Annotated in this window: 19 protein-coding genes; 7 read left to right on the forward strand and 12 right to left on the reverse strand. The window is 68.2% G+C overall.

What is annotated here, in order from left to right:
• Window positions 1-30 precede the first annotated feature (30 nt).
• Genes AB0M24_RS34730 through AB0M24_RS34745 form a run of 4 tightly spaced genes read left to right on the forward strand, consistent with a single transcriptional unit; the run spans window position 31 to window position 8295 of the window.
• A complete protein-coding gene (locus AB0M24_RS34730; RefSeq protein WP_363777702.1) occupies window positions 31-1473 on the forward strand; it encodes an aldehyde dehydrogenase family protein in 1443 nt (480 codons plus the stop codon).
• The gene (locus tag AB0M24_RS34735) at window positions 1470-2939 is read left to right on the forward strand and encodes a GMC oxidoreductase (RefSeq protein WP_363777703.1); all 1470 of its coding nucleotides are present in this window, start codon (window positions 1470-1472) and stop codon (window positions 2937-2939) included. The genes AB0M24_RS34730 and AB0M24_RS34735 overlap by 4 nt, the downstream gene beginning before the upstream one ends.
• Window positions 2939-4408, forward strand: a complete 1470-nt coding sequence (locus AB0M24_RS34740; protein ID WP_363777704.1) for an APC family permease — start codon at window positions 2939-2941, stop codon at window positions 4406-4408. The genes AB0M24_RS34735 and AB0M24_RS34740 overlap by 1 nt, the downstream gene beginning before the upstream one ends.
• 38 nt (window positions 4409-4446) lie before the next feature.
• Complete coding sequence (locus AB0M24_RS34745) at window positions 4447-8295, forward strand: TIR domain-containing protein (RefSeq protein WP_363777705.1); 3849 nt, start codon at window positions 4447-4449, stop codon at window positions 8293-8295.
• Here the strand turns inward: AB0M24_RS34745 and AB0M24_RS34750 are convergent.
• The 11 genes from AB0M24_RS34750 to AB0M24_RS34800 form a co-directional block, all read right to left on the reverse strand.
• Window positions 8292-9839: a GAF domain-containing protein gene (locus AB0M24_RS34750; protein WP_363777706.1), complete on the reverse strand. Its 1548-nt coding sequence runs from the start codon at window positions 9837-9839 to the stop codon at window positions 8292-8294. The two genes, AB0M24_RS34745 and AB0M24_RS34750, sit on opposite strands and share 4 nt — an antisense overlap.
• Window positions 9836-11128, reverse strand: a complete 1293-nt coding sequence (locus AB0M24_RS34755) for an MFS transporter (RefSeq protein WP_363777707.1) — start codon at window positions 11126-11128, stop codon at window positions 9836-9838. Before AB0M24_RS34755 ends, AB0M24_RS34750 begins: the two co-directional genes overlap by 4 nt.
• Window positions 11129-11148: 20 nt before the next feature.
• Window positions 11149-11880, reverse strand: a complete 732-nt coding sequence (locus AB0M24_RS34760; RefSeq protein ID WP_363777708.1) for a 3-hydroxybutyrate dehydrogenase — start codon at window positions 11878-11880, stop codon at window positions 11149-11151.
• Window positions 11881-12174: 294 nt separating this feature from the next.
• Entirely contained in the window at window positions 12175-13194 is a 1020-nt protein-coding gene (locus AB0M24_RS34765; protein ID WP_363777709.1) for an LCP family protein, read from the reverse strand.
• 75 nt (window positions 13195-13269) lie between these two features.
• Window positions 13270-13656 carry a DUF3037 domain-containing protein gene (locus AB0M24_RS34770; RefSeq protein WP_363777710.1) on the reverse strand — a complete coding sequence of 129 codons (387 nt, stop codon included), beginning with the start codon at window positions 13654-13656 and terminating at the stop codon, window positions 13270-13272.
• On the reverse strand, window positions 13640-14419 hold the full coding sequence (locus AB0M24_RS34775) for a HipA family kinase (RefSeq protein ID WP_363777711.1): 780 nt from the start codon (window positions 14417-14419) through the stop codon (window positions 13640-13642). The genes AB0M24_RS34770 and AB0M24_RS34775 overlap by 17 nt, the downstream gene beginning before the upstream one ends.
• Before the next feature lie 10 nt (window positions 14420-14429).
• On the reverse strand, window positions 14430-14885 hold the full coding sequence (locus AB0M24_RS34780; RefSeq protein ID WP_363777712.1) for an SRPBCC family protein: 456 nt from the start codon (window positions 14883-14885) through the stop codon (window positions 14430-14432).
• On the reverse strand, window positions 14882-15184 hold the full coding sequence (locus AB0M24_RS34785) for a metalloregulator ArsR/SmtB family transcription factor (protein WP_363777713.1): 303 nt from the start codon (window positions 15182-15184) through the stop codon (window positions 14882-14884). The genes AB0M24_RS34780 and AB0M24_RS34785 overlap by 4 nt, the downstream gene beginning before the upstream one ends.
• A gap of 25 nt (window positions 15185-15209) precedes the next feature.
• Window positions 15210-15932 (reverse strand): SGNH/GDSL hydrolase family protein, encoded by a 723-nt coding sequence (locus AB0M24_RS34790; protein ID WP_363777714.1) that lies wholly within the window; start codon window positions 15930-15932, stop codon window positions 15210-15212.
• A gap of 50 nt (window positions 15933-15982) precedes the next feature.
• Window positions 15983-17062 (reverse strand): lactonase family protein, encoded by a 1080-nt coding sequence (locus tag AB0M24_RS34795; protein WP_363777715.1) that lies wholly within the window; start codon window positions 17060-17062, stop codon window positions 15983-15985.
• Window positions 17063-17184: 122 nt separating this feature from the next.
• Complete coding sequence (locus AB0M24_RS34800) at window positions 17185-18015, reverse strand: PPK2 family polyphosphate kinase (RefSeq protein ID WP_363777716.1); 831 nt, start codon at window positions 18013-18015, stop codon at window positions 17185-17187.
• 140 nt (window positions 18016-18155) lie between these two features.
• Here AB0M24_RS34800 and rocD point away from each other — a divergent pair, with 140 nt between their 5' ends.
• The 3 genes from rocD to AB0M24_RS34815 all read left to right on the forward strand — a co-directional run bounded on the left by rocD (window position 18156) and on the right by AB0M24_RS34815 (window position 21300).
• Window positions 18156-19391 (forward strand): ornithine--oxo-acid transaminase, encoded by a 1236-nt coding sequence (rocD, locus tag AB0M24_RS34805; RefSeq protein WP_363777717.1) that lies wholly within the window; start codon window positions 18156-18158, stop codon window positions 19389-19391.
• A 74-nt stretch (window positions 19392-19465) separates the two neighbouring features.
• A complete protein-coding gene (locus AB0M24_RS34810; protein ID WP_363777718.1) occupies window positions 19466-20851 on the forward strand; it encodes a DUF2252 domain-containing protein in 1386 nt (461 codons plus the stop codon).
• 44 nt (window positions 20852-20895) lie between these two features.
• Window positions 20896-21300 (forward strand): GNAT family N-acetyltransferase, encoded by a 405-nt coding sequence (locus AB0M24_RS34815; RefSeq protein ID WP_363777719.1) that lies wholly within the window; start codon window positions 20896-20898, stop codon window positions 21298-21300.
• On the opposite strand, the gene AB0M24_RS34820 is transcribed toward AB0M24_RS34815, so the two are convergent.
• A complete protein-coding gene (locus AB0M24_RS34820; RefSeq protein ID WP_363777720.1) occupies window positions 21297-22892 on the reverse strand; it encodes an ATP-binding cassette domain-containing protein in 1596 nt (531 codons plus the stop codon). The two genes, AB0M24_RS34815 and AB0M24_RS34820, sit on opposite strands and share 4 nt — an antisense overlap.
• Window positions 22893-22897 lie beyond the last annotated feature (5 nt).

The raw sequence follows: 22897 nt of genomic DNA on the forward strand, positions 1-22897 counted from the left end.
TCGTGGACACACGAAACAGGGAGGCAGTCCGTGTCGCCGGTGCGGCAGATCATCAACCCCTTCGACCAGAGCGTCATCACCGAGGTCGAAGAGCAGACCCGCGACCAGGCCCTCGCCGCGATCGCGAAGGCCAGGAACGCCTTCGACCACGGCGACTGGCAGCACGCGCTCCCCGAGCACCGCGCCGCCGTGCTCAACCACGTCGCGGACCTGCTGGAGCGCGACAAGGAGGACATCGCCCGCACCGAGACGCTCGACACCGGCAAAACGCTGGTCGAGAGCCGCATCGACGTGGACGACGTCGTCTCCGTGTTCCGCTACTACGGCAACCTCGCCGGCCTGCTGCACCCGAAGGTCGTCCAGGGCGCGCCGGCGGACGTCATCAGCCGCATCGACTACGAGCCCGTCGGCGTCTGCGGCATGATCGCGCCCTGGAACTACCCGCTGCTGCAGATCTCCTGGAAGATCGCCCCGGCCCTGCTCGCGGGCAACACGCTCGTGGCGAAGCCCAGCGAGATCACGCCGCTCACCACCATCAAGCTGTTCGAGCTGCTGCAGGAGGCCGGCCTGCCCGACGGCGTCGCGAACCTCATCCTCGGCACCGGGCCCGAAGTCGGCGCGCCGCTGAGCGAGCACCCCGACGTCGACCTCGTCTCGTTCACCGGCAGCCTCGCCACCGGCCAGCGGATCATGGCCAGCGCCGCCAGGACGGTGAAGAAGGTCGCGCTCGAGCTCGGCGGCAAGAACCCGAACATCGTCTTCGCGGACGCGGACATCGACACCGCCGTCGACTACGCGCTCACCGCCGCGTTCTTCCACGCGGGCCAGGTCTGCTCGTCCGGCACCAGGCTCATCGTGCACAGCAGCATCTACGACGACTTCGTCACCGAGGTCGCGCGCCGGGCCGACAGGATCAAGCTGGGCAACGGTTTCGACGAGGACACCGAGTCCGGACCGCTGGTCAGCGCCGAGCACCGCGCCAAGGTCGAGAGCTACGTCGAGCTCGCCAAGCAGGAGGGCGCCACGCTCAAGGCCGGCGGCAAGCGACCGGAGGAAGCCGAGCTGCGGAACGGTTTCTTCTTCCGCCCCACCGTCTACGCGGACTGCACCCGCGAGATGAAGCTCGTCCAGGACGAGACATTCGGCCCGATCATCACCGCCGAGCGCTTCGAGACCGAGGACGAGGCCACGTTCCTCGGCAACGACACGGACTACGGCCTCGCGGGCGGCGTCTGGAGCCAGGACCTCGACAAGGCGCAGCGCGTCGCGAAGAAGCTCCGCCACGGCACGGTCTGGATCAACGAGTTCGGCCCGTACCTGCCGCAGGCCGAGTGGGGTGGCTTCAAGCGGTCCGGCGTCGGCCGTGAGCTCGGCACCGCGGGCCTGCACGAGTACACCGAGCCCAAGCACGTCTACCAGAACCTCAAGCCACAAGCCCAGAACTGGTTCGCGCGAAAGGACTCCACCCAGTGACCGCATTTGACTACGTGATCGTCGGCGGCGGCACGGCGGGCTGTGTGCTCGCCGCGAGACTGACCGAAGACGAGAACGTGACGGTCGCGGTCATCGAGGGCGGTCCGTCCGACGTCGGCGACGAGAAGATCCTCAACCTGCGCAACTGGATCAACCTGCTCGAAACCGAGTACGACTACGACTACCCCACGGTCGAGCAGCCGCGCGGCAACTCGCACATCCACCACAGCCGCGCCAAGGTGCTCGGCGGCTGTTCCAGCCACAACACGCTGATCTGCTTCAACCCCCTGCCCCAGGACTTCGACGACTGGGGCCACGGCTGGACGTGGGACGCGATCGGCCCTTACTACGACAAGGTCGCGCTCAACATCATCCCGGTCGAGGAGAAGGACCGGAACCCGATCGCGAAGGACTTCGTCACCGCCGCGCAGGAGGCCGTGAGCGTCCCGGAGGTCGACGACTTCAACGCCAAGCCGTTCGAGGACGGCGTCGGCTTCTTCTCGATCGCCTACCACCCGGAGAAGAACAACCAGCGGTCGAGCGCCTCCACCGCTTACGTGCACCCGATCCTGGACCGCAAGAACCTGACGCTGCTGCTCGACACCTGGGCCGGCAAGATCGAGTTCGACGGCACCCGCGCGATCGGCGTGCACACCGACAAGGGCTATGTCGAGGCCACCAAAGAGGTTCTGCTCTGCGCGGGCGCGATCGACACGCCCCGCCTGCTCAACCTCTCCGGCGTCGGCGACGCGGAACACCTGCAGAGCATCGGCATCGAGGTCGCGCACGACCTGCCCGGCGTCGGCGAGAACCTGCTCGACCACCCGGAGTCGGTCATCGTCTGGGAGACCACGAAACCGCTGCCGCCCAACTCGGTCATGGACTCCGACGCGGGCCTGTTCATCCGCCGCGACTCCTCCGACCCGCGGCCGGACCTGATGTTCCACTTCTACCAGATCCCGTTCACCACCAACACGGAACGCCTCGGCTATCCGGCGGTGGAGCACGGGGTCTGCATGACGCCGAACATCCCGAGGCCCCACAGCAAGGGCCGCATGTGGCTGAAGTCCAACGACCCGAAGGAAAAGCCCGCGCTCGACTTCGGGTACTTCACCAACCCGGACGGTTACGACGAGCAGACGCTGGTCGACGGCTTCCGGATCGCGCGGAAGATCGCCGAGCAGGAGCCGCTGAAGTCGTGGCTCAAGCGGGAGATCGCCCCCGGACCGGACGTCAGGAGTGACGAAGCCCTGTCCGAGTACGGACGCAGAGCCGCCCACACCGTCTACCACCCGGCCGGCACGTGCGCGATCGGGTCCGTTGTGGACGGTGACCTCAAGGTCATCGGGCTGGAAGGCCTGCGAGTGGTCGACGCGTCCGTGTTCCCCACCATGCCGACCGTGAACCCGATGGTCACGGTCCTCATGATTGGAGAGCGCGCCGCCGACCTGATCAGGGAGGCGTAGTGACAGCTCCAACCGCCGAAGATCGGCTGAAAGACCTCGGGTACACGTCGGAGTTCCGGCGGGACATGAGCCCCTGGGCCAACTTCTCGCTGGGCTTCACCTACCTGTCCCCCGTGGTCAGCACGTACACGTTGTTCGGCACCGCCCTCGCCCTGGGCGGTCCGCCGATGATCTGGAGCTTCGTCGTCGCGGGCGTGGGCCAGTTCCTGGTCGCGCTCGTGTTCGGCGAGCTCGTCGCGCAGTATCCGGTCGCGGGCGGCGTGTACCCCTGGGCACGCCGCCTGTGGGGCAAGCGCTGGGCGTGGATGACCGGCTGGGTGTACATGATCGCCCTGCTGGTCACCATCGCGTCCGTCAGCTACGGCGCAGGTCCTTACCTCGCAACACTTCTCGGCTACACCGCCACCACCGGCAACACCGTGCTGTGCGCGGTCGCGATCATCGCCGTCTCCACGCTCATCAACTACGCGGGCACGAAAGTCTTGTCCTGGGCGGCTATTTTCGGGTTCGCCGCGGAGATCATCGGCGCGCTCGCCGTCGGCATCTGGCTGCTCGTCGACAACCGCGTGCACGGCCTGGGCGTGATCTTCGACAGCTTCGGCGCCGAGAAGAGCGGCAGCTACCTGCCGGCGTTCTTCGCGGCGGGCATCATCGGCCTCTACCAGTACTACGGCTTCGAGGCCTGCGGTGACACCGCGGAGGAGGTCAAGGATCCCGGCCGCGTCATCCCGAAGGCCATGCGCCGCACCATCTACATCGGCGGCGCGGCGGCGACGTTCGCGTGTCTGTCGCTGCTGCTGGCGGTGCCGGACTTCGGCAAGGTGATCTCCGGCGAGGATGCCGACCCGGTCACGAACATCCTCACCAACGCGTTCGGCCCGGTCGGCTACAAGATCGTGATCGGCGTCGTGCTGATCTCGTTCCTGTCCTGCACGATGTCATTGCAGGCAGCGGCATCCCGGCTGACCTACTCCTACGCCCGCGACAAGATGTTGTTCGGGCACAAGGCACTCGCGAAGTTCAACCAGAAACGGCACATCCCGCCGTACGCGCTCGCGCTCGCCGGCATCATCCCCGCGGTCATCGTGTTCGCGTCGATGCTGTCCACGAACGCGCTGGACAAGATCGTGTCGTTCGCGACGCTCGGCATCTACCTGGGCTTCCAGATGGTCGTGTTCGCGGCGTTGCGGGCCAGGCTCAAGGGCTGGGTGCCGTCGGGCGAGTTCACGCTCGACCGCTGGGGTCTGGCGATCAACGTCGCCGCCCTCGCGTACGGGGTCGCGGCGATGGTCAACATGGTCTGGCCGCGCACGCCGGACGCACCTTGGTACGACAACTACGTCGTGATCCTCAGCGGCGCATTGGTGGTGGGAATCGGGTTGGTGTACATGGCGATCGCGAAACCGTTCGGCAACTCCGACGCCCCCGCGGGGGACGCGGTCAGCTCATTCCGACCCGAACGGGTGTAAAACCGCGGACCGGCTGAGAACGCTGCCTATGCTCGTTCGTGGCCAGAGTCTTCCTCAGCTATTCCGTCGCGGACGAACGCCAGGCGGCCGAGGTGCGCCGGATGCTGGTGGCCGAGGGCCACGAGGTGTTCCTCGACCACGATCCGCAGGCAGGGATCCAGCCGGGCCAGGAGTGGGAAGCCGGCCTGCACGCCCAGCTGCGGCGGGCGGACGTGACGGTGTGCCTGATGACCGCCACCTACGTCGAGTCGCGGTGGTGCTTCGCGGAGATCTTCACCGCGCAGACCCTGGGCCAGCTGGTCGTGCCGTTGCTCGCCGAGCCCGGCGCGGAGCACCGGTTGCTGGACGCGGTGCAGCGCATCGACTTCACCGCGACGGACGGCCCGGCCCGGCTGGTGGCGAGGCTGCGGGAGGTCGACGCGTGCGGCGGCGCGGGCTGGGCGGACGGGCTGAGTCCCTTCCCCGGCCTGCGGGCCTTCGACGCGCGGTGGCGGCAGGCGTTCCGCGGCCGTGACGACGAGATCCGCGAACTGTCCGCGCTGGTGGCGAGGTCGAAGGAGATGCTGCTGCTGGTCGGGCCGTCCGGCTGCGGCAAGTCGTCCCTCGTCTGCGCGGGCCTCACCCCGGCGATCGCGGCCGAACCGGGCTGGCTGACGCTGCCACCGGTGGTCCCCGGCGAACGCGCGGTGGCCGAACTGGCGCTGGTGCTCGCCCGGCGGGCCTGCGAGCTCGGTCTGGAGTGGACGGTCGCGGAGGTGCGCACCGCCCTCACGACCGGCTGCGGCCTGGCGACTCTCGCGGACGAGCTGCTGGCCGCCGCTCCCGGACGACGAGACCGGCTCCTCCTCGTGGTCGACCAGTTCGAGGAACTGGTCACGCAGACGGAAACCGCAGAACGCCGCCGGTTCGCGCGCCTGCTCGCCGCGGGACTGCGCGCACGGGTGTCGATCGTCGCCACGCTGCGCCCGGAGTTCCTCGCCGCGGCACAGGCCGACGAGGAGCTGGACGCGTTGCCCCGCAAGCTGGTCGAGGTGCGGGTGCTGCGCAGACGGACACTGGGTGCGGTGATCGAACAGCCCGCCCGGCTCGCCGGTCTGAAGATCGACGGTGAGCTGGTCGACCGGCTGGTGGCCGACACGGACACGGGCGAAGCGTTGCCACTGCTGGCTTTCACGCTGCAGCAACTGGCCGAGGGCGTCGGCAGGGGCGGGCGGTTGTCGCCGGAGCGGTACGCCCGGCTCGGTGGGGTCGCCGGAGCCCTGGCGGGCCAGGCGGACCAGGCGCTCGAGGCCGCCGTCGACCGCACCGGTCAGCGGCCTGACGAGGTGATCGCGGGACTGGTGCGGCTCGTCACCGTGGACGAGCACGGTCTCCCCGCCCGCTGGCGGGTCACCAGGGACGACCTCCCCGAACAGCAGCGCACCGCATTGGACGAGTTCGTCGCACGCCGGTTGCTGGTCACCGGCACCCAGCACGGTACCGCCACAATCTCCGTTGCCCACGAAGCGTTCCTGACCGCCTGGCCACCGCTGGCCGACGCCATCGCGCGGGCCGGCACGGCGTTGAAGGCGAGGCCGCAGATCGAACGCGCGGCCAAGGAGTGGCGCGAGTCCGGCAACACCCACCTGTGGAGCGGTTCGCAGCTGGCCAAAGCGGTCGCCGACATCGGCGCGCACGAGCTCAGCGCGGACGGCCGCGAGTTCCTGACCACGAGCCGCCGCCGGGAACGCCGCCGCCGCACGAGGCTCGTCAGCGTGCTGACCGGCCTGCTCGTGCTGGCCCTGATCGCGGCCGGACTCGCGGTTCTCGGCCAGCAGAACGCCCTGCGCGAGCAACGCCTGGCCACCGTGCACGCCCTGATCACCCAGACCGATGCGATCCGCGACCGCGACCCCCGCACCGCTCTTCGGCTGGCTGTTGCCGCACAACACTTCTCCGACGACGAACGCACGCGGATCAACCTGTTCAACGCCTACAAGGACATGGACATCCTCGCGTCGCTGACCGGCCACACCTCGTGGGTGCGACAGGTCGCGTGGTCACGGGACGGCCGCACGATCGCCACTGCCGGCTCCGACAAAACGGTGCTGCTGTGGGACATGACCGGCGACGAGCCGCGTTACCTCGCAAGGCTCGTCGGCCACACCGAGCAGGAGGTGTCGCTCGCGTGGTCGCCGGACAACCGCACCCTCGCCACCGCCGGCGGCAGCACCGTGCTGCTGTGGGACCTCGGCGACCGCGAACACCCCCGGCTCGCCGAAAGCCTGACGGGACACACCGGAGGCGTCCTGTCGATGGCGTGGTCGCACAACGGCAGAACCCTGGCCACCGCGGGCTTCGACCACACCGTCCGACTCTGGGACAACGCCCGGCCCATCGGCACCCTCACCGGGCACACCGGCCAGGTGGAGTCGCTGGCGTGGTCCGCGGACGACCGCACGCTCGCCAGCGCGAGCCGCGACCACGACGTCCGGCTGTGGGACCTGTCCGCACCGGCGACGCCTCATCTCGCCGCAGACCCGCTCCGCCACGACACCGACGTGCTGTCGGTGTCGTGGTCTCCGGACGGCCGCACCCTGGCCACCGCCAGTGGCAAGACCATCTACCTCTGGGACACCGCCGAACGCCGCCACGCCACGCTCGACGGCCACCGCGAGGACGTCTGGTCGGCCGCCTGGTCACCGGACGGCCGCACCCTCGCCACCGCGAGCAACGACAACACCGTCCGCCTCTGGGACACCGCCACCCGGCGCCCGCTCGGCCACACCCTCATCGGCCACAGCAACGACGTGCTGTCGGTCGCCTGGGCACCGGACGGACGTTCCTTCGCCACCGCGAGCAGCGACCTGAGCGTCATCGTGTGGGACGCCGCCGCGCGTACCCGTCCACGCGGCCTCGGCAAGCTCACCGAAACACCGGTGCGCATCGCGGCGTCGTCGCCCGACGGACACACCCTCGCGACCGCCGGCCACGACACCGTCGAACTGTGGGACCTCGGCGAGCGGAACCGCCCGCGCCGCACCGGAACCACCCTGACCGGACCGGCAGCCGAGGCACTGGCGTGGTCCCCGGACGGCAAGATCCTCGCCATCTCCGGCTCCGACCTGACCATCACGCTGTGGGACCCGGTCAGCCGAAGACGCGTCACCACACCAACCGGACACCACCAGCGGGCACGGGCGATCGCGTGGTCGCCCAACGGCGGCGTCCTGGCCACCGCCGGCGAAGACAACGCCGTGCACCTCTGGGACACAGACCTCCGGCGGATCGCCTCGCTCACCGATCACACCGGCCCGGTCCGATCGGTGTCCTGGTCTCCGGACGGCAGGACCCTCGCCACCGCGAGCAACGACTCCAGGGTGATCCTCTGGGAGGTCACCGCCACGCCGCGCCGCATCGCCGAACTCAACGAACACTGGCGCGGTGTGCGCGCGGTGGCGTGGTCCCCGGACGGCCGCACGATCGCGACCGGCAGCTACGACGACACCATCCTGATCTGGGACGTCAGCCACCAGCCTCGCGTCATCGCGGCGGTCCTCGGCCACATCAACGACGTGATCTCGCTGGCGTGGTCCGCGGACGGCCGCACCCTGGCCAGCGCGAGCAGCGACCGGATGACGATCCTGTGGGACCTCACCGCCCGCGACGAACCCCGCCGTCTCGCGAACCTCAGAGGCCACGAGGGCGGCCTCACCTCGGTGACGTGGTCGCACGACCTCCTGGCGACCACGAGCGAGGACGAGACCGTGCAGCTGTGGGACCTCACCGGCCTCGACGACCTGAGCAGGAACGCCGCGGCCTGGGCGTGCGTCAGCGCCGGCGGCGGCCTCACCGAAGAAGAGTGGAGCCGTTACGTGCCAACGCTTCCTTACGAACCGACCTGCTAGCCCTGCAACCGGAGGAGCCGCAACGCGAGCTGCACCTCAAGCACACGTTCCGGCGACTGCCAGTCGCCCAGCAACGACGAGACCCGGTCAAGCCGTTGCGTGACGGTGTTGACGTGGAGGTGCAGCTCCGCCTTGGCACGACTCAGGTTCGCCCCGCACCGGAAGTAGACCTCCAGCGTGTGCACCAACTCCGTGCCGCGCTCGGCGTCGTAGTCCAGCACTGGCCCGAGCACCGACCGCACATAACCCGAGACGTCCGCCCGATCACCCAGCAGCACGCCGACGAAACCAAGATCGTCAAGAGTGGCGGCTTCCTTCTCGCGCCCCAACTGGCGCAACGCCTTCAGGCACCGGCGCGCTTCTTCGTAGGCCGCCGCGATCGCCACCGGCCCGGTGACCGGCCCGCACGCCCCGACCGTGGCGTCCAACGCCTTCGCGACCTCACGAGCGACGTCCGTTGATGTAGAAGGCAACGCCAGCACCACGTCGCGCCCGCGCGACCCGGCAAGGCCTCCGTAGACCGACACGTAATGCGTCGCACCGGACAGGTTCCCGTCCGCCACCAGCACCACGTGCGGCTCGCCCAGCTCGACACCGACCCGCCGGCCACGAGCCACCAGGCCCGCGGGATCACGCCCGTCCAGGATGTCGGTGATCAGCTCACCGCGAACCTTGTTCTCCGCCTCCGCGACGGTTCTTCGCAGCAGCAACAACAACGCCGTCACGGCAGCCGACCGTTCGAACACCCGGCGATCCGCATCCGAAAGGTCAGGCCGCCCGGACAACGCCAGCCCGCCCAGCAGCTCCGAACCCGCGAGCACCGCGCACACCCACACGCCATCAAGCACCACAGCGCGTCCGTTGGCCCGCACAGCCAGCGAAGGCACCGACTCCAGCACCTCGACCGGACCGCCGAGCAACTCCCCCACCGCCGCCGCGACCTCGGCCGACGACCCACCGCGCAACACCAAGTCCGTGAGCCGGTCGTGCGCTTCCTCGGCCCGTTTCATGGCCTCGTTGTGGGACTGGATCGTGGCGAACAACGACGCCGTGTCGATCGCGATGGCCGCGTGATCAGCCAACGACTGCAACAAAGCCACTTCTTCTGCCGGGAACTCGCGCGAGGTCCGATCAGCCGCGTACAGGACGCCGATGACCTTCGAGTCGAGCTTCAGCGGCACGCCCAGGATCGCCACGAGGCCCTCGTCGTGCACCGCCGAGTCGATCGGGTTGGTGTGGTTGAACCGGGCGTCCGCGAAGTAGTCCGAGGTCGCGTACGGCCGCGCCGTCTGCGCCACCAGCCCGCCCAGCCCCTCGCCGAGCCCCAGCCGCACCTTCTGGAACAGCGGCGAGAACGACCCGTCCGTCACCCTCATGTAGGTGCCGGCCGGGTCGTTCATCGACAGGTACGACACGTCGGTGCCGAGCAGCGTCCTGGCCCTGCGCACGATCGAGCGGAGAACCGCGTCCGGGTCGCGCATGCCCGCGAGCTCGGACGCGGTCTCGAACAACGCCGCCAGTTCGGCCTCACGCCGTCGTGTCACACCCCAACCCTGTCACGTTCCTCCAGATCCGCACCACGGGTCTCGCGCGCCACCACGACCGCCACGACCGTGAGCACGCACATCGCCACCACGTAGATGGAGATCGGGAACGACGACTTGTAGGCCTTCAACAGCGCCGTCGCGATCAGCGGGGCCAGAGCACCGGCCGCGATCGACGCGAGCTGGTAGCCGATCGACGCGCCCGAGTAGCGCACCCGCGTCCCGAACAGCTCCGAGAAGAACGCCGCCTGCGGCCCGTACATCGCCCCGTGCAGCACCAGACCGACCGTCGTCGCCAACGTGATCAGCACCGGGTCCTTGGTGTCCAGGAGCGCGAAGAACGCGAACACCCACACGGCCATGCCGACCGCGCCGATGAGGTAGATCGACCGCCGCCCGAACCGGTCGGACAGGTGACCCCACACCGGAATCGTCACCAGGTGCACGGCCGAGGCGATCAGCACCGCGTTGAGCCCGACCGACTTCGACAACCCGAGCCCGGTCACCACGTAGACCAGGATGAACGCCGTGATCACGTAGTACGACACGTTCTCCGCGAGCCGGGCGCCCATCGCGACCAGCACCTCGCGCCAGTTGTGCCGCAACAGCTCGAACACCGGCGCCTTCTCCTCCTTCGGCGCCTTCTCCGCTTTCTCCTGTGCCGCCAGGAAGACCGGCGACTCGGCCACCTGCAGCCGGATCCACAGGCCGATCACCACGAGCACGCCGGAGAGCAGGAACGGGATCCGCCAGCCCCACGCGAGGAAGTCCGCGTCCGACTGCACCGCCGCCAGGATCGCGAGCACGCCCGTCGCCAGCAGGTTGCCACCGGGAGCACCCGCCTGCGGCCACGACGCCCAGAAGCCGCGCCGGGAGGCATCACCGTGCTCCGACACGATCAGCACGGCCCCGCCCCACTCACCGCCGAGCGCAAAGCCTTGCACCAGACGCAAAAGCGTCAGCAGCACCGGCGCGAGCACACCCACCGAGGCGTACGTCGGCAGCACGCCCATGAGCATCGTCGCGCCACCCATCAGCAGCAACGACAACACGAGCAACTTCTTGCGCCCCAGCCGGTCGCCGAAGTGCCCGAACACCAAGCCGCCCAAAGGCCTTGCCAGGAAGCCGATCGCGTACGTGGTGAACGCGAGAAGCGTGCCGGTCAAAGGATCCGCGGTCGGGAAGAACAGCTTGTTGAACACCAGCGCGGCGGCAGACCCGTAAAGAAAGAAGTCGTACCACTCGACCGTTGTCCCGATGAGTGAAGCACCAACGACTTTCTTGATCATCGAACTCCTCCCAAAAAGAGTTACTGCGCGGTCCAGCCGCCGTCGACGGATAACGACGTGCCTGTGACAAAACTGTTCTCGCACAACCACAACACGGCGGACGCGACCTCGGAAGGCTCCATCAGCCGTTTGACGGCGGTGCGCTGGAAGAAGATCTGGTCCGCGACATCGGCCTCGGGGATGTCGTGCACGAGCGCCTGGTCCGCGATCTGCTTCTCCACCAACGGAGTTCGCACGTACCCCGGCGCCACGCAGTTCGACGTGACGCCGTGCGGAGCGCCTTCCAGAGCGGCGACCTTGGAGAACCCCTCAAGGCCGTGCTTCGCGGCGACATAAGCGGATTTGAACGCGGACGCGCGCAGACCGTGCACGCTGGAGATGTGCACCAACCGGCCCCAGCCGCGCGAGTACATGTGCGGCAGCACGTGCCGGGTCAACCGGAACGCGGCTCCGAGCATCAGTTCGAGCATCGAGGAGAACCGCGAGACCGGGAACTCGTGAATCGGTGCGACGTGCTGGACACCTGCGTTGTTGACCAGCACGTCGACCTCGGCGGGCAGCGCGTCCACCGACGAGGTCAGGTCGAGAACGTGCCCGACCCCGCCGATCTCGGACGCGATGTCCCGCACGTTCGGGTCGAGGTCGACCAGATGGACCTTGGCGCCCTCCGCGGACAGAGCGCGGGCGCAGGCGAGACCGATGCCACTAGCGGCTCCGGTGACCAGCGCGGTGTGACCCGTGACACTCGACATGACCGGAAACGGTAGGCGTCACACGGGGTGATCGACATGTGGCCTGCACACATAATGCCTGGTTATGAGGTGGCTTTAGCCAACATTTAGCGTCTCGATGGCATATGTGGCGAGAAGTTCGGGTACAGAGGCGTAAGCTCCCGTCACCTGAACGGGGGAAGATCCTTAAGAGGGGGCTACACCATGTCAGCGACACCGATTTACGACGACCTCCTGCGCGAGCTCGAAGAGATCGCGCAGGAGGCCGGGTTGACCAGCTCGGAGCCCACTTCCGAGCCCGTCAAGCAATAGGAACTACTTCGGAGGAGCGATCAGCTCGGCGGGCACCGGCTCGTCCTTGCTGATCAGGTCGAAGAGCTGCGAAGCCTTCTCCTTGTTCCACTGCACGACCGAGCCCGCACCGGGCACCGTCGGCGTGGACCCGACCGGCACCGTTCCGGACGTCGCGTCGCTCATGTTCAAAGCAACGCTCGCGAGGTGCCACACGTGGTCGCCCTCGTTGACCGACACCGACCCGGACGCCGCGTTCATCAGCGGCACCAGGCGGAACGGGTTCACGAGCGTGGCGGGGCTCTTCACCTTCTCGAACAACGCCGACAGGAACTTGCGCTGGTTCTGCACGCGCTGCAGGTCGGCGGTCGCGAACGCGCGGGTCCGCACGAACCCGAGCGCCTTCGGGCCGTCGAGCTCCTGGCAGCCCGCGGGCAGGTCGATGCCGGCCAGCGGGTCCTTGATCGGCTCGTCGATGCAGATGTCGACACCGCCGACCGCGTCGACCATGTCGGAGAACCCGCCGAAGCCGATCTCCATGTAGTGGTCGATCCGCACGCCCGTCGCGCCCTCGACGGTCTTGGCGAGCAGCTGCGGCCCGCCGAACGCGTAGGCGGCGTTGATCTTGTTGCGGTCGTTGCCGGGGATCGCCACGTAGGAGTCGCGCGGGATCGACACCAGCACCGGCTTGGCGGCGCTGTTGTCCGGCAGGTGCAGCATCATGATGGTGTCGGTGCGCTTGCCGGCCGCGTCACCGGTGGCGAGCGCGTCCTTCTGCGCCTGTGACAGGCCTTCTCGCGCGTCCGAACCGACGAGCAGCCACGTGGTGCCCGGCGTCTCGGCAGGACGGCCCTCGTAGTCCGGCAACGCGTCGATCCGCTGCAACGTCGAGTCGACGTAGAAACCGAATCCGACAGCACCCAGCACAATGACGAGCAGCAGCACCAGAATGACGCGTCCCGGACGCCTCTTCTTCTTCATCGGCCGCTGCGGCGGCATGGGACGCCGCGGCTGCTGGTAGCCGTGGTGATACCCAGCGCTCATGTGTCGCCAACCCCGATCGCATTAGATTCGCTTTGCAACTGAGGACGCAGTGCGCCCGTTCAGGTTGCGACGAACCTACCGGGGTGGCAGCACCAACGCTTCGAAAAGCCGGGTGACCTCGGCCGACGGATCGTCGGTGAATCCCGTATGCGCTGGTGAGGTCTGCACGATGGTGCTGCGCGGCGCGGTGAGCCACCGGAACCGTTGCCCAACCGTTGTCTTGCTGACCGGACCGGCGTCGGGTGTGCCGTCACACGAGTTCGTGAGGTGCTGGAGACTGTTTTCCAGGGTTTCGACGTCCAGCTGCGGGTCCAGCGCCCGCAGCCGGTCACCGTCCACATAGGTCTTCGCGCACAGGAAGTCCAGATCGCGGCAGTAGACGATCACGCCGACGTTCATGAACTCACCGCGCTCCTGCCGCGGCACCGCCCGCAGCAGCGCGTACTCAAACACGTGCGGCACGGGCGGCCTCCAGCTCGGTGACCCAGCCGCGGTGCGCGAGTCGGTAGGTGAAGAAGTCCTTGTAGCGCTGGCGAAGTTCGGCCGGATCGCCTTCGAGCCACTCGTCCGGAACGAGCGCGAGCACCTCGTCGAGCAGCTCGGGCGTGATCTTCGCGGCCATCTCAGCGTCCACTTCGGACACCGAACCCGCTTCCGGCAGCATCGCGTGGTCCGACGCGTCCCACCGGTACTCCTTGGTGGCGGGACGGTCCTCGCTCCACGAGTAGTGGAAGTACAGCGCGGCGCCGTGGTCGATCAGCCACGGTTCGCGGTGCCACAGCAGCATGTTCGGGTTGCGCCAGCTGCGGTCGACGTTGAGCACGAGAGCATCGAACCAGAGCAGCTTCGTCGCGAGCTCCTCGCCCGGGTCGCGCACGATCGGGTTGAAGTCGAAGGAGCCCGGCAGGTAGTCGAGTCCGAGGTTGAGGCCACCGCTGGCCCGCAGCAGCTCCTGGACCTCCTGGTCCGGTTCCGCGCGCGCCAGCTCCGGGTCGAGGTGCACCAGCACGATCTCGGGTATGCGGAAGCCCAGCCGCCGCGCCAGCTCGCCGACGACGATCTCGGCGACCAGCACCTTCACGCCCTGTCCGGCGCCGCGGAACTTCACCACGTACATACCCAGGTCGTCGGCCTCGACCAGCCCCGGCATCGACCCGCCCTCGCGGAACGGCGTCACATACCGGGTGGCCGTGACCTCCCTCAGAGAACTCGCTGCCACACTCACTGGCGCATGATCACACGAACGCCTTCGCGAAGCCGAGCAGAATTCCGCCCCAGCCACCCTCGCCGCTGACGCCGGTCTCGACGCGCTCGGGCTTGGTGAAGTGCCGCTCGAAGTTGCGATGCACCAGCTCAACGCGCGTGCCGTCACCCTCCGCCGTGAAGGTGATCTCCACTTCGGACGCCCGCCGCGGGTCCGGGTCGTAATCCCAGTCACCGTCGAGGTGCCAGGCCAGCAGCAACCGTGCCGGCGGCTCCCAGGCTTTGACCGAACCCCACTCGCACTCGGCGCCGTCGACGCCGATCTCGTACCAGCGGCCACCTTCGCGCGGCTCGACGACGACGTCCTTCAGCTCCGCCTCGCCGATGTGGTGCGCGGACGGCCACCACGTCACGAACTTCTCCGTGAACACCTTGAACGCGTGGTCCGCGCCCGCGTTCACGAGCACAGATCTCCGGACCTCGGTCATGTTTCCTCCACGATCGCAGCGAAGTTCGCGAGTGCCTGACCCCAGATGTCGTCGAGGTAGTCGCGCATCGCGGCCACCCCGACGTGGTCGACCGAATACAGCCGACGGGTGCCGGCCGCCTCCGCGCGAACCAGCCGTGCCTCCTTGAGCACCTTGAGGTGCTGCGACACGGCCGGCCGCGACACGGGCAGCTCGGCGGCGATCTCCCCCACCGCCCGCGGCCTGGCCACGAGCAGCGTGAAGATCTCGCGGCGGGTCGGGTCGCCGAGCGCCGCGAACGCCACTTGGTAAGTCTCCACGAACGGTAAGCTACGACTTACAGAGTCACCCTGTCAACGCCTGGAAGTACGCGGCCTGACCGGCCTTCTTCGGGTGGTACGAGTCGTCGGTCGGACTGACCAGCGCGTTGATCCACGGCTCGTCCGCACAGACGCCGTGGTCCGCAAACGCTTCCCTGACGTCGACATAGCGCGCACCAGCCCTTTGCGCGGCCTCGGCGATCACCCCGGACAGCTCGTCGGCGGCGTCGTTGAGCGCCTGCCGCTTCCGCACGGACAGGGTGCGGCACGAGTCGTTCTGCGTGAACAGCCGCGGATAGCCGAGCACGACGAGCTGAGCGTTCGGCGCGGCTTGCTTGATCGTGGAGTAGGCGCCGTCCAGTCGGCCGGGCAGCTCGTCGCGGGCGAAGTCACGGGCCTTCCCGACCCTGGTCTCGCACGCCTTGTCGCCCTTGAGCACGCAGGTCGTCAGCACGTCGACGAACCCGAGGTCGTTGCCGCCGATGGTGATCGTGACCAGCGTGGTTCCGGGCGTCAGCGCCTTGAACTGCGGCCTGAGCGACTTCGTGGTCGCACCGGAACACGCGACGAACTTGAACGACGGGAAGTCCTTGCCCTGCAACGCCGGATAGGCATTCGAACTTCGGCGGCAGGAACCGTCCAGATAGGAACCAGCGCCCGCGCCGGACGCGTAGGAGTCGCCGAGTGCGACGTACTCCGGAGCGAACGGCGCGGGCGCCAGCAGAGCTGCTGCGAGTACTCCAGCCATGAGTCCCATAAGGCCCGGAGTACCACTGTGGATGATCGACTAGAAGGCCATTAACCCAGTCGTGTGGGCAGCACGCAGACCGGGATCGCGGTCGTCAGCGGCGTGCCCGACGGCGTGAGCTTGCCGGTCGCCCGATCCACCGCGAACGACGTCACGTTGTTCGAGTTCTGGTTGGCCGCGAACAGGAACGCACCCGACGGGTCGAGAACGGCGTGCCGCGGGTACTTGCCCCCGGTCGGCGTGTGCCCGACCAGCGAGAGCCCCGTCGCCGTGACGGTGAAGTGCGCGATGCTGTCGTGGCCGCGGTTCGACAGGTAGACGTGCTTGCCGTCGCCCGACACCAGCACCTCGGCCGGGTAGTTGCGCACACTCGTCGCCGGCGCGGTCTTGAGCACCTGGCCCGGCGTGAGCTTCCCGTCCGCGTACGCGCAGACCACGATCGTCGAGTCCAGCTCGTTCGCCACGTAGGCCGTGCGACCGCCGGGGTGGAACGCGATGTGCCGCGGCCCGGCGCCCGGCTTGAACTTCGCCGTCGACACGAGCTTGAGCTGCCCGCCGGTGAACGAGTACACGAACACCGCGTCCGCACCGAGGTCGACCGCCGCCGCGAAGCGCCCCGACGGGTCGAACACGATCTGGTGCGCGTGCGGGCCCTCCTGGCGCTCCGGGTCCGGCCCGGAACCCTTGTGCTGCACCTTCTGCGTGCGCGCTCCCAGGCTCCCGTCCGGGTTGACCGGGAACACGCTCAGCGACCCGGACGAGTAGTCCGCGGTGATCAGGAACTTCCCGGACGGGTCGAGCGTCAGGTGGCACGGGTCCGCGCCGCCGGTCGCCTGCTTGTTGATCACCTTGAGCGTGGCCGCGTTGAGCGCGGTGACCTCGCCCTTCGTGTTCTCGTTGACCGCGTACAGGAACCTGCCGTCCCGCGACTCGACCACGAACGACGGGTTGACCACGCCGGAGATGACGCCGGTGGTCTTCAGCTGGCCGTTCGCCGTGTCGTAGGTGCCGATGCCGATGCCCTTGGCGCCACCACTCCACGTCGTGTAGGCACCGAAGAAGACTCTCTTCGTGGCGGGTGCCGCTTCCGCGGTTCCTCCGGTCATCAGCAACCCAGCTCCCACACCCATGACGCCGAGAAAACGTCGTCGATCAACACCCACGGTCCGCACCTCCGGGATACTCAGCGGCGGCGCATGACACAGTGGCCTAGACCATCACGGCCAGGCAATAGGTGCAACGAAGATTGCGCCTAGCGCAACGGGTCGGCGGAGATCAACCGGGCCTTCTCGGCCTCGATGTCGTAGGCGGGCGGCGGGAACTTCGGATCCATCTCGCGCATCGTCTCGAGCAGCAACCGGGACACCGCCCAGTTGCGATACCACTTGCGGTCACTGGGAATCGCGTACCAGGGCGTGGCGGAGCAGTTCTTCAACGCCTGCGTGTACGCGTCCTGATACTTGGACCACTTCGAGCGCACGTCGATGTCGGCGGGGTTGTACTTCCAGTGCTTGCGTGGATCGTCCAGACGGGCAAGCAGCCGTTCCTTCTGCACCTCCGGCGAGATGTTGAGGAAGCACTTGATGACCGTGATGCCGCTGTCGGCCAGTTCGAGCTCGAAGGCGTTGATCTCCTTGTAACGCCCTCGAATCTCCGCGGCCGTGAGCAGGCGCTCCACTTTTGGCACGAGGACGTCCTCGTAGTGCGAGCGGTCGAACGCGCCGATGCGCCCCTTGTCGGGCAGCACCTTCTTGATGCGGGTGAGGAAGTGCTGACGTCGTTCGGCGGGAGTCGGCTTCTTGAACGACGCGATCCGCACGCCCTGCGGGTTCACCAGGCCGACGACGTGGCTGACCACGCCACCCTTGCCCGAGGTGTCCATGCCCTGCAGCACGAGCAGCACCGCGCGAGAATTCTCCGCGTACAGCGCTTCCTGCAGGTCGTCCAGCTCGGCCCCGGTGGCGGCGAGGTCGTCGGCCGCCTCCTTCTTGTTCTTGGGACCGATCGGGCGCCCGGCCGGGTCGAGGGTGGAGAGATCCACCTCATCGAGTCGCAGAGCTTCACGAACCGACTTCTTCGCCATCAGCGCAGCGTATCGATGAACCGTTCTACGCGCCCGCCACGCAAAGATCACCCACGATCTGATGAATCTACGCAACGAACTGAGGCAGTACGCAACGCTTCACGGTCGAAATCGCTTGTCCGGGCCCCTAGCCTTGGAGGATGACCGCCATCGCTGAGCACAAGACCACCACCAGCGCTGACTTCGTAGCACTCGACGAGGAGTGGAGCACCCACAATTACCACCCGCTGCCGGTGGTCATCTCGCACGGCGAGGGAGCGTGGGTCACCGACGTCGAAGGCCGCCGCTACCTGGACTTCCTGTCCGGCTACTCGTCGCTGAACTTCGGCCACCGCCACCCCGCCCTGGTGGCCGCGACCATCGAGCAGCTCGGCCGCGTCACGCTGACCAGCCGCGCGTTCCACCACGACCAGTTCGGCCTGTTCTGCCGTGAGCTCGCGGCGCTGACCGGCACCGAGATGGTGCTCGCGATGAACTCCGGCGCCGAGGCCGTGGAGTCCGCGATCAAGGTCGCGCGCAAGTGGGCCTACCAGGTCAAGGGCGTGCCGGAGGGCACCGCCGAGATCATCGTCGCCGGGTCCAACTTCCACGGCCGCACCACGACCATCGTGTCGTTCTCGACGGACGAGACCGCGCGCAACGACTTCGGCCCCTTCACGCCGGGCTTCAAGGTCGTCAAGTACGGCAACCTCGACGAGATCGAGTCCGCGATCTCCCCGCGCACGGCCGCCGTGCTGATCGAGCCGATCCAGGGCGAGGCCGGCGTCGTCGTGCCGCCCGCCGGGTACCTGCAGGGCATCCGCCGCCTGTGCGACGAGCACAACGTCCTGTTCATCGCCGACGAGATCCAGTCCGGTCTCGGCCGCACCGGCGAGCTGTTCGCGTTGGACCACGAGGGCATCCGCGCCGACCTCTACACGCTGGGCAAGGCACTCGGTGGCGGCATCCTGCCGGTGTCCGCGGTGGTCGGCTCTCGCGCGGTCCTGGGTGTGCTGAAGCCCGGTGAGCACGGCTCGACGTTCGGCGGCAACCCGCTGGCCTGCGCCGTCGGCCGCGCCGTCGTGCGGCTGCTGGAGACCGGTGAGTTCCAGGAGCGCTCGCGCGAGCTGGGCGCCTACCTGCACTCCTCGCTGGGTCAGCTCGTGGGCTCCGGTGTCGCCGAGGTGCGCGGCCGCGGGCTGTGGGCCGGTGTCGAGATCTCCCCCGGTGGCCCGGTCGGGCGTGCGGCGTCCGAGGCGCTCGCCGCTCGGGGTGTGCTGTGCAAGGAGACGCAGGCGACCACGCTGCGCGTCGCCCCGCCGTTGGTGATCACGCGTGACGAGATCGACCTGGGTGTGCGAGCGATCGCGGAGGTCGTTCGTCCCGATTTGGGGTGATTTCCCCACCTGGAGTGGTCACAAATGCGGTGGACGGGCGACGTTGCCCGTCCACCGCAGGCATGATTACTCGTATGGGTGAACGGGTTAGAGCCGAGGCTGCTGCGGCGTTGGGCACTTGGACTGAGCCGGAAGAGGTCTACGCGGCCGGTCGTGCGCTGAGGTCCTCTGTGGACTTCAAGGCGCACCGCGCGGCTTCTCTGGCCGCATCGCGTCCGTCCGTGCTGGAGTTCATGAACGCCAGCAACAAGGGCCGGCTGGAGCACCTGATCCCGTTGCGCGTGGGCCGGATGCTCGCCAACCCCTTCGCGTTCTTCCGCGGTGCCGCCGGGCTCCAGGCGGGCGACCTCGCCGCCGGCTGCGCGACCGGTCTTCACGCTCAGTTGTGCGGTGATGCACACGCAGCGAACTTCGGGCTGTACGGCACGCCCGAGGGTCAGATCGTCATGGACATCAACGACTTCGACGAGACGCTGCCCGGCCCGTGGGAGTGGGACCTCAAGCGGCTCGTGGCGTCGCTGGTGCTGGCGGGCCGGACCGGCGGCGTGTCGGACAAGGGCTGCCGTGACGCCGCCGAGGACGCCGTACGCGCCTACCGCGGTGCGATCAGGGCTCTCGCCGAGCAGCCGTTCATGGACTCGTGGACCGCGCTGGGCGACGAGTCGGTGCTGTCGAAGGTGAAGGCCGACGACCTGATCAACGACTTCTCCAAGGCCGCCGAGAAGTCGCGCAAGAACACCAGCGCCCGCTTCGCCGCCAAGTGGACCGCGCACGACGGCGAGAAGTGGCGGTTCATCACGAACCCGCCCACCTTCACCGACGTCTCGCCGGAGACCGAGGCCGCCGTGATCGCCGCGCTGCCGTCCTACGTGGACACCCTGCGCGAGTCGCGGACCAACCTGATCATGCGCTACGGCGTGTCGGACGTGGCGTTCCGCGTCGTCGGCACCGGCAGCGTCGGCCTGCGCAACTACCTCATCCTGTTGCACGGCAACGGGTCCGAGGCCTTGGTCCTGCAGGCCAAGGAGGCGCGTTCGTCGGCGTTGGAGCCGTTCCTGGACGTGGAGCCCGCCAAGCACGAGGGCAAGCGGATCGTGCACGGCGCCCGGCTCGTCCAGGCCGAGTCCGACATCCTGCTGGGCTGGACGACGATCGAGGGCCGTCCGTTCATCGTGCGGCAGTTCCGCAACCGCAAGGGCGAGATCGACGCGACCACGTTGAAGCGCGACGACCTCGACGACTACGGCCGTTTCGCGGGAGCGCTCCTGGCTCGCGCGCACACGCGTTCGCTCGACCCGCGTCTGCTGGCGGGCTACTTCCAGAACGGCGGCGGCGAGGATCTCGACGAGGCCTTCGCCAAGTACGCGTTCGACTACGCCGACCAGACCGAGGCCGACCACGCCTCGCTGGCCGAACTGGTCAGGAACGGCAAGCTGCCCGCGCTCGTCGAGGACCGCTGACGCGCCTTCCGGCTTCCGCGGGAAAGTTCGCCTAGCCTGGAAATATGAAGATCCGCCGCGCCGCCACCCCCGACGACGTGTTCGCCGCAGCGCACCTGTTCGACGCGCCCCCGGTGGCCGACGCGACCGCGCGGTTCCTCGCCCAGGAGCACAGCCACCTGCTGATCGCCTACGTCGACGACCAGCCGGCCGGGTTCGTGTCCGGAGTGGAGACGACCCACCCCGACAAGGGCACCGAGATGTTCCTCTACGAGCTCGGCGTGGACGACGCGTTCCTGCGCCGCGGCATCGGCACGGCCCTGGTCGAGGCGCTGAAAGCCCTTGCAGCGGAACGGGGTTGCTACGCGATGTGGACCGGCACCGCCGCCGGTGACGCGGCGGCCCAGGCCACCTACAAGAAGGCCGGCGGGTCGATCGACGACGGCGCGTTCGTCTCCTGGGACCTCTAGGTCCAGACGGGTTCGTCCACTTCGGACACCCGGCCGTCCGCGCGGAAGTGCAGGAACCGGTCGAACGACTTGGCGAACCACCGGTCGTGCGTGACGGCGACGACCGTGCCCTCGAAGTCGTTCAAGGCGTTCTGCAACGCCTCGGCCGACGCCAGGTCGAGGTTGTCCGTCGGCTCGTCGAGCAGCAGCAACGTGGCACCGGACAGCTCCAGCAACAGGATCTGGAACCGGGCCTGCTGGCCGCCCGACAGGTTCTCGAAGCGCTGGTCGCCGGCCTTGTCGAGGCCGTACCGCTTCAACACCGACATCGCCGCGCCGCGATCACGTCCGCGGCGAAGGTCGTCGCCGTGCCAGAGGATGTCGACGAGCGTGCGGCCGATCCACTCGGGGTGCTCGTGCGTCTGCGCGAACAGACCGGGCACCACGCGCGCGCCGAGCTTCCACGCGCCGTTGATGTTGACGGTGTCGCCGCCCAACAGCCGGAGGAAGTGGCTCTTGCCGGAACCGTTCGAGCCGAGGACCGCGACCCGGTCACCGAAGAAGATCTCCTGCGAGAACGGCTTCATCAGCCCGGTCAGCTCCAGCTCCTCGCACGTGATCGCGCGAACGGCCGTGCGGCCGCCCTTGAGGCGAGGGTTGACCTTCTCGTCGGACGGGATCTCCGGTGGTGGGCCGGCTTCTTCGAACCGTTCGAGCCGACCACACATGACGCGGTACTTCGGCGCCATGGACTCGTAGTACTTCGCCTGTTGTTGGAGGGTGCGCACGAGCTCTTTCAACCGCTCGTGTTCCTCGTTCCAACGGCGATGGTCTTCCTTGAGCTTCTCGATGCGCTTGTGCCGCGCGGCGTGCCAGGTGCCGAACGAGCCGGCGTGCGTCCACGTGGAGTGCGCTTCGACCGTGACTACGTGCGTGGCGGCGTTGGCGAGCAGCTCGCGGTCGTGGCTGACGACGAGGACGGCCTTGTCCGTGGCCTTCAGACGTTCTTCCAGCCAGCGCTTGCCGGGCACGTCGAGGTAGTTGTCGGGCTCGTCGAGCAGCAACACCTGTTCGTGGCCGCGTAGGAGCGTCTCCAAGACGAGGCGTTTCTGTTCGCCGCCGGAGAGCGTGCGCACCTCACGGAACCGTGCGCGGTCATAAGGCAGATCGAGTGCGGCGACGGTGACGGTGTCCCAGAGGACCTCGATGTCGTAGCCACCCGTCTCGCCGTACGTGGTCAACGCGTTGGCGTAGCGCATCTGGGCGGCTTCGTCGTCGGTGTCCATCAACGCGAGCTCGGCCTCGTCAAGCTCCCTCGCGGCGTTCTGAAGCGCTTGAGGGGCGACGGACAGCAGAAGATCGCGTACGAGAGAGTCGTCGCGCACGGAGCCGATGAACTGCGGCATGACCGCGAGCCCGCCCTGCACGTGCACGCTGCCCTGCTTGGGTGTGAGCTCGCCGGACAGGATGCGCTGCAGCGTCGTCTTGCCCACGCCGTTGGCACCGACCAGCGCGACGACGGTGCCGCCACTCACCTTGAACGAGACGTCGCGGAACAGCTCCCTGCCGTCCGGCAAGGCGTACGCGAGCCCGTTCGCTTCCAGATAACCCACGCCGG

It is taken from the genome of Lentzea sp. NPDC051838, from assembly GCF_040681245.1.
Lineage (GTDB): Bacteria > Actinomycetota > Actinomycetes > Mycobacteriales > Pseudonocardiaceae > Lentzea.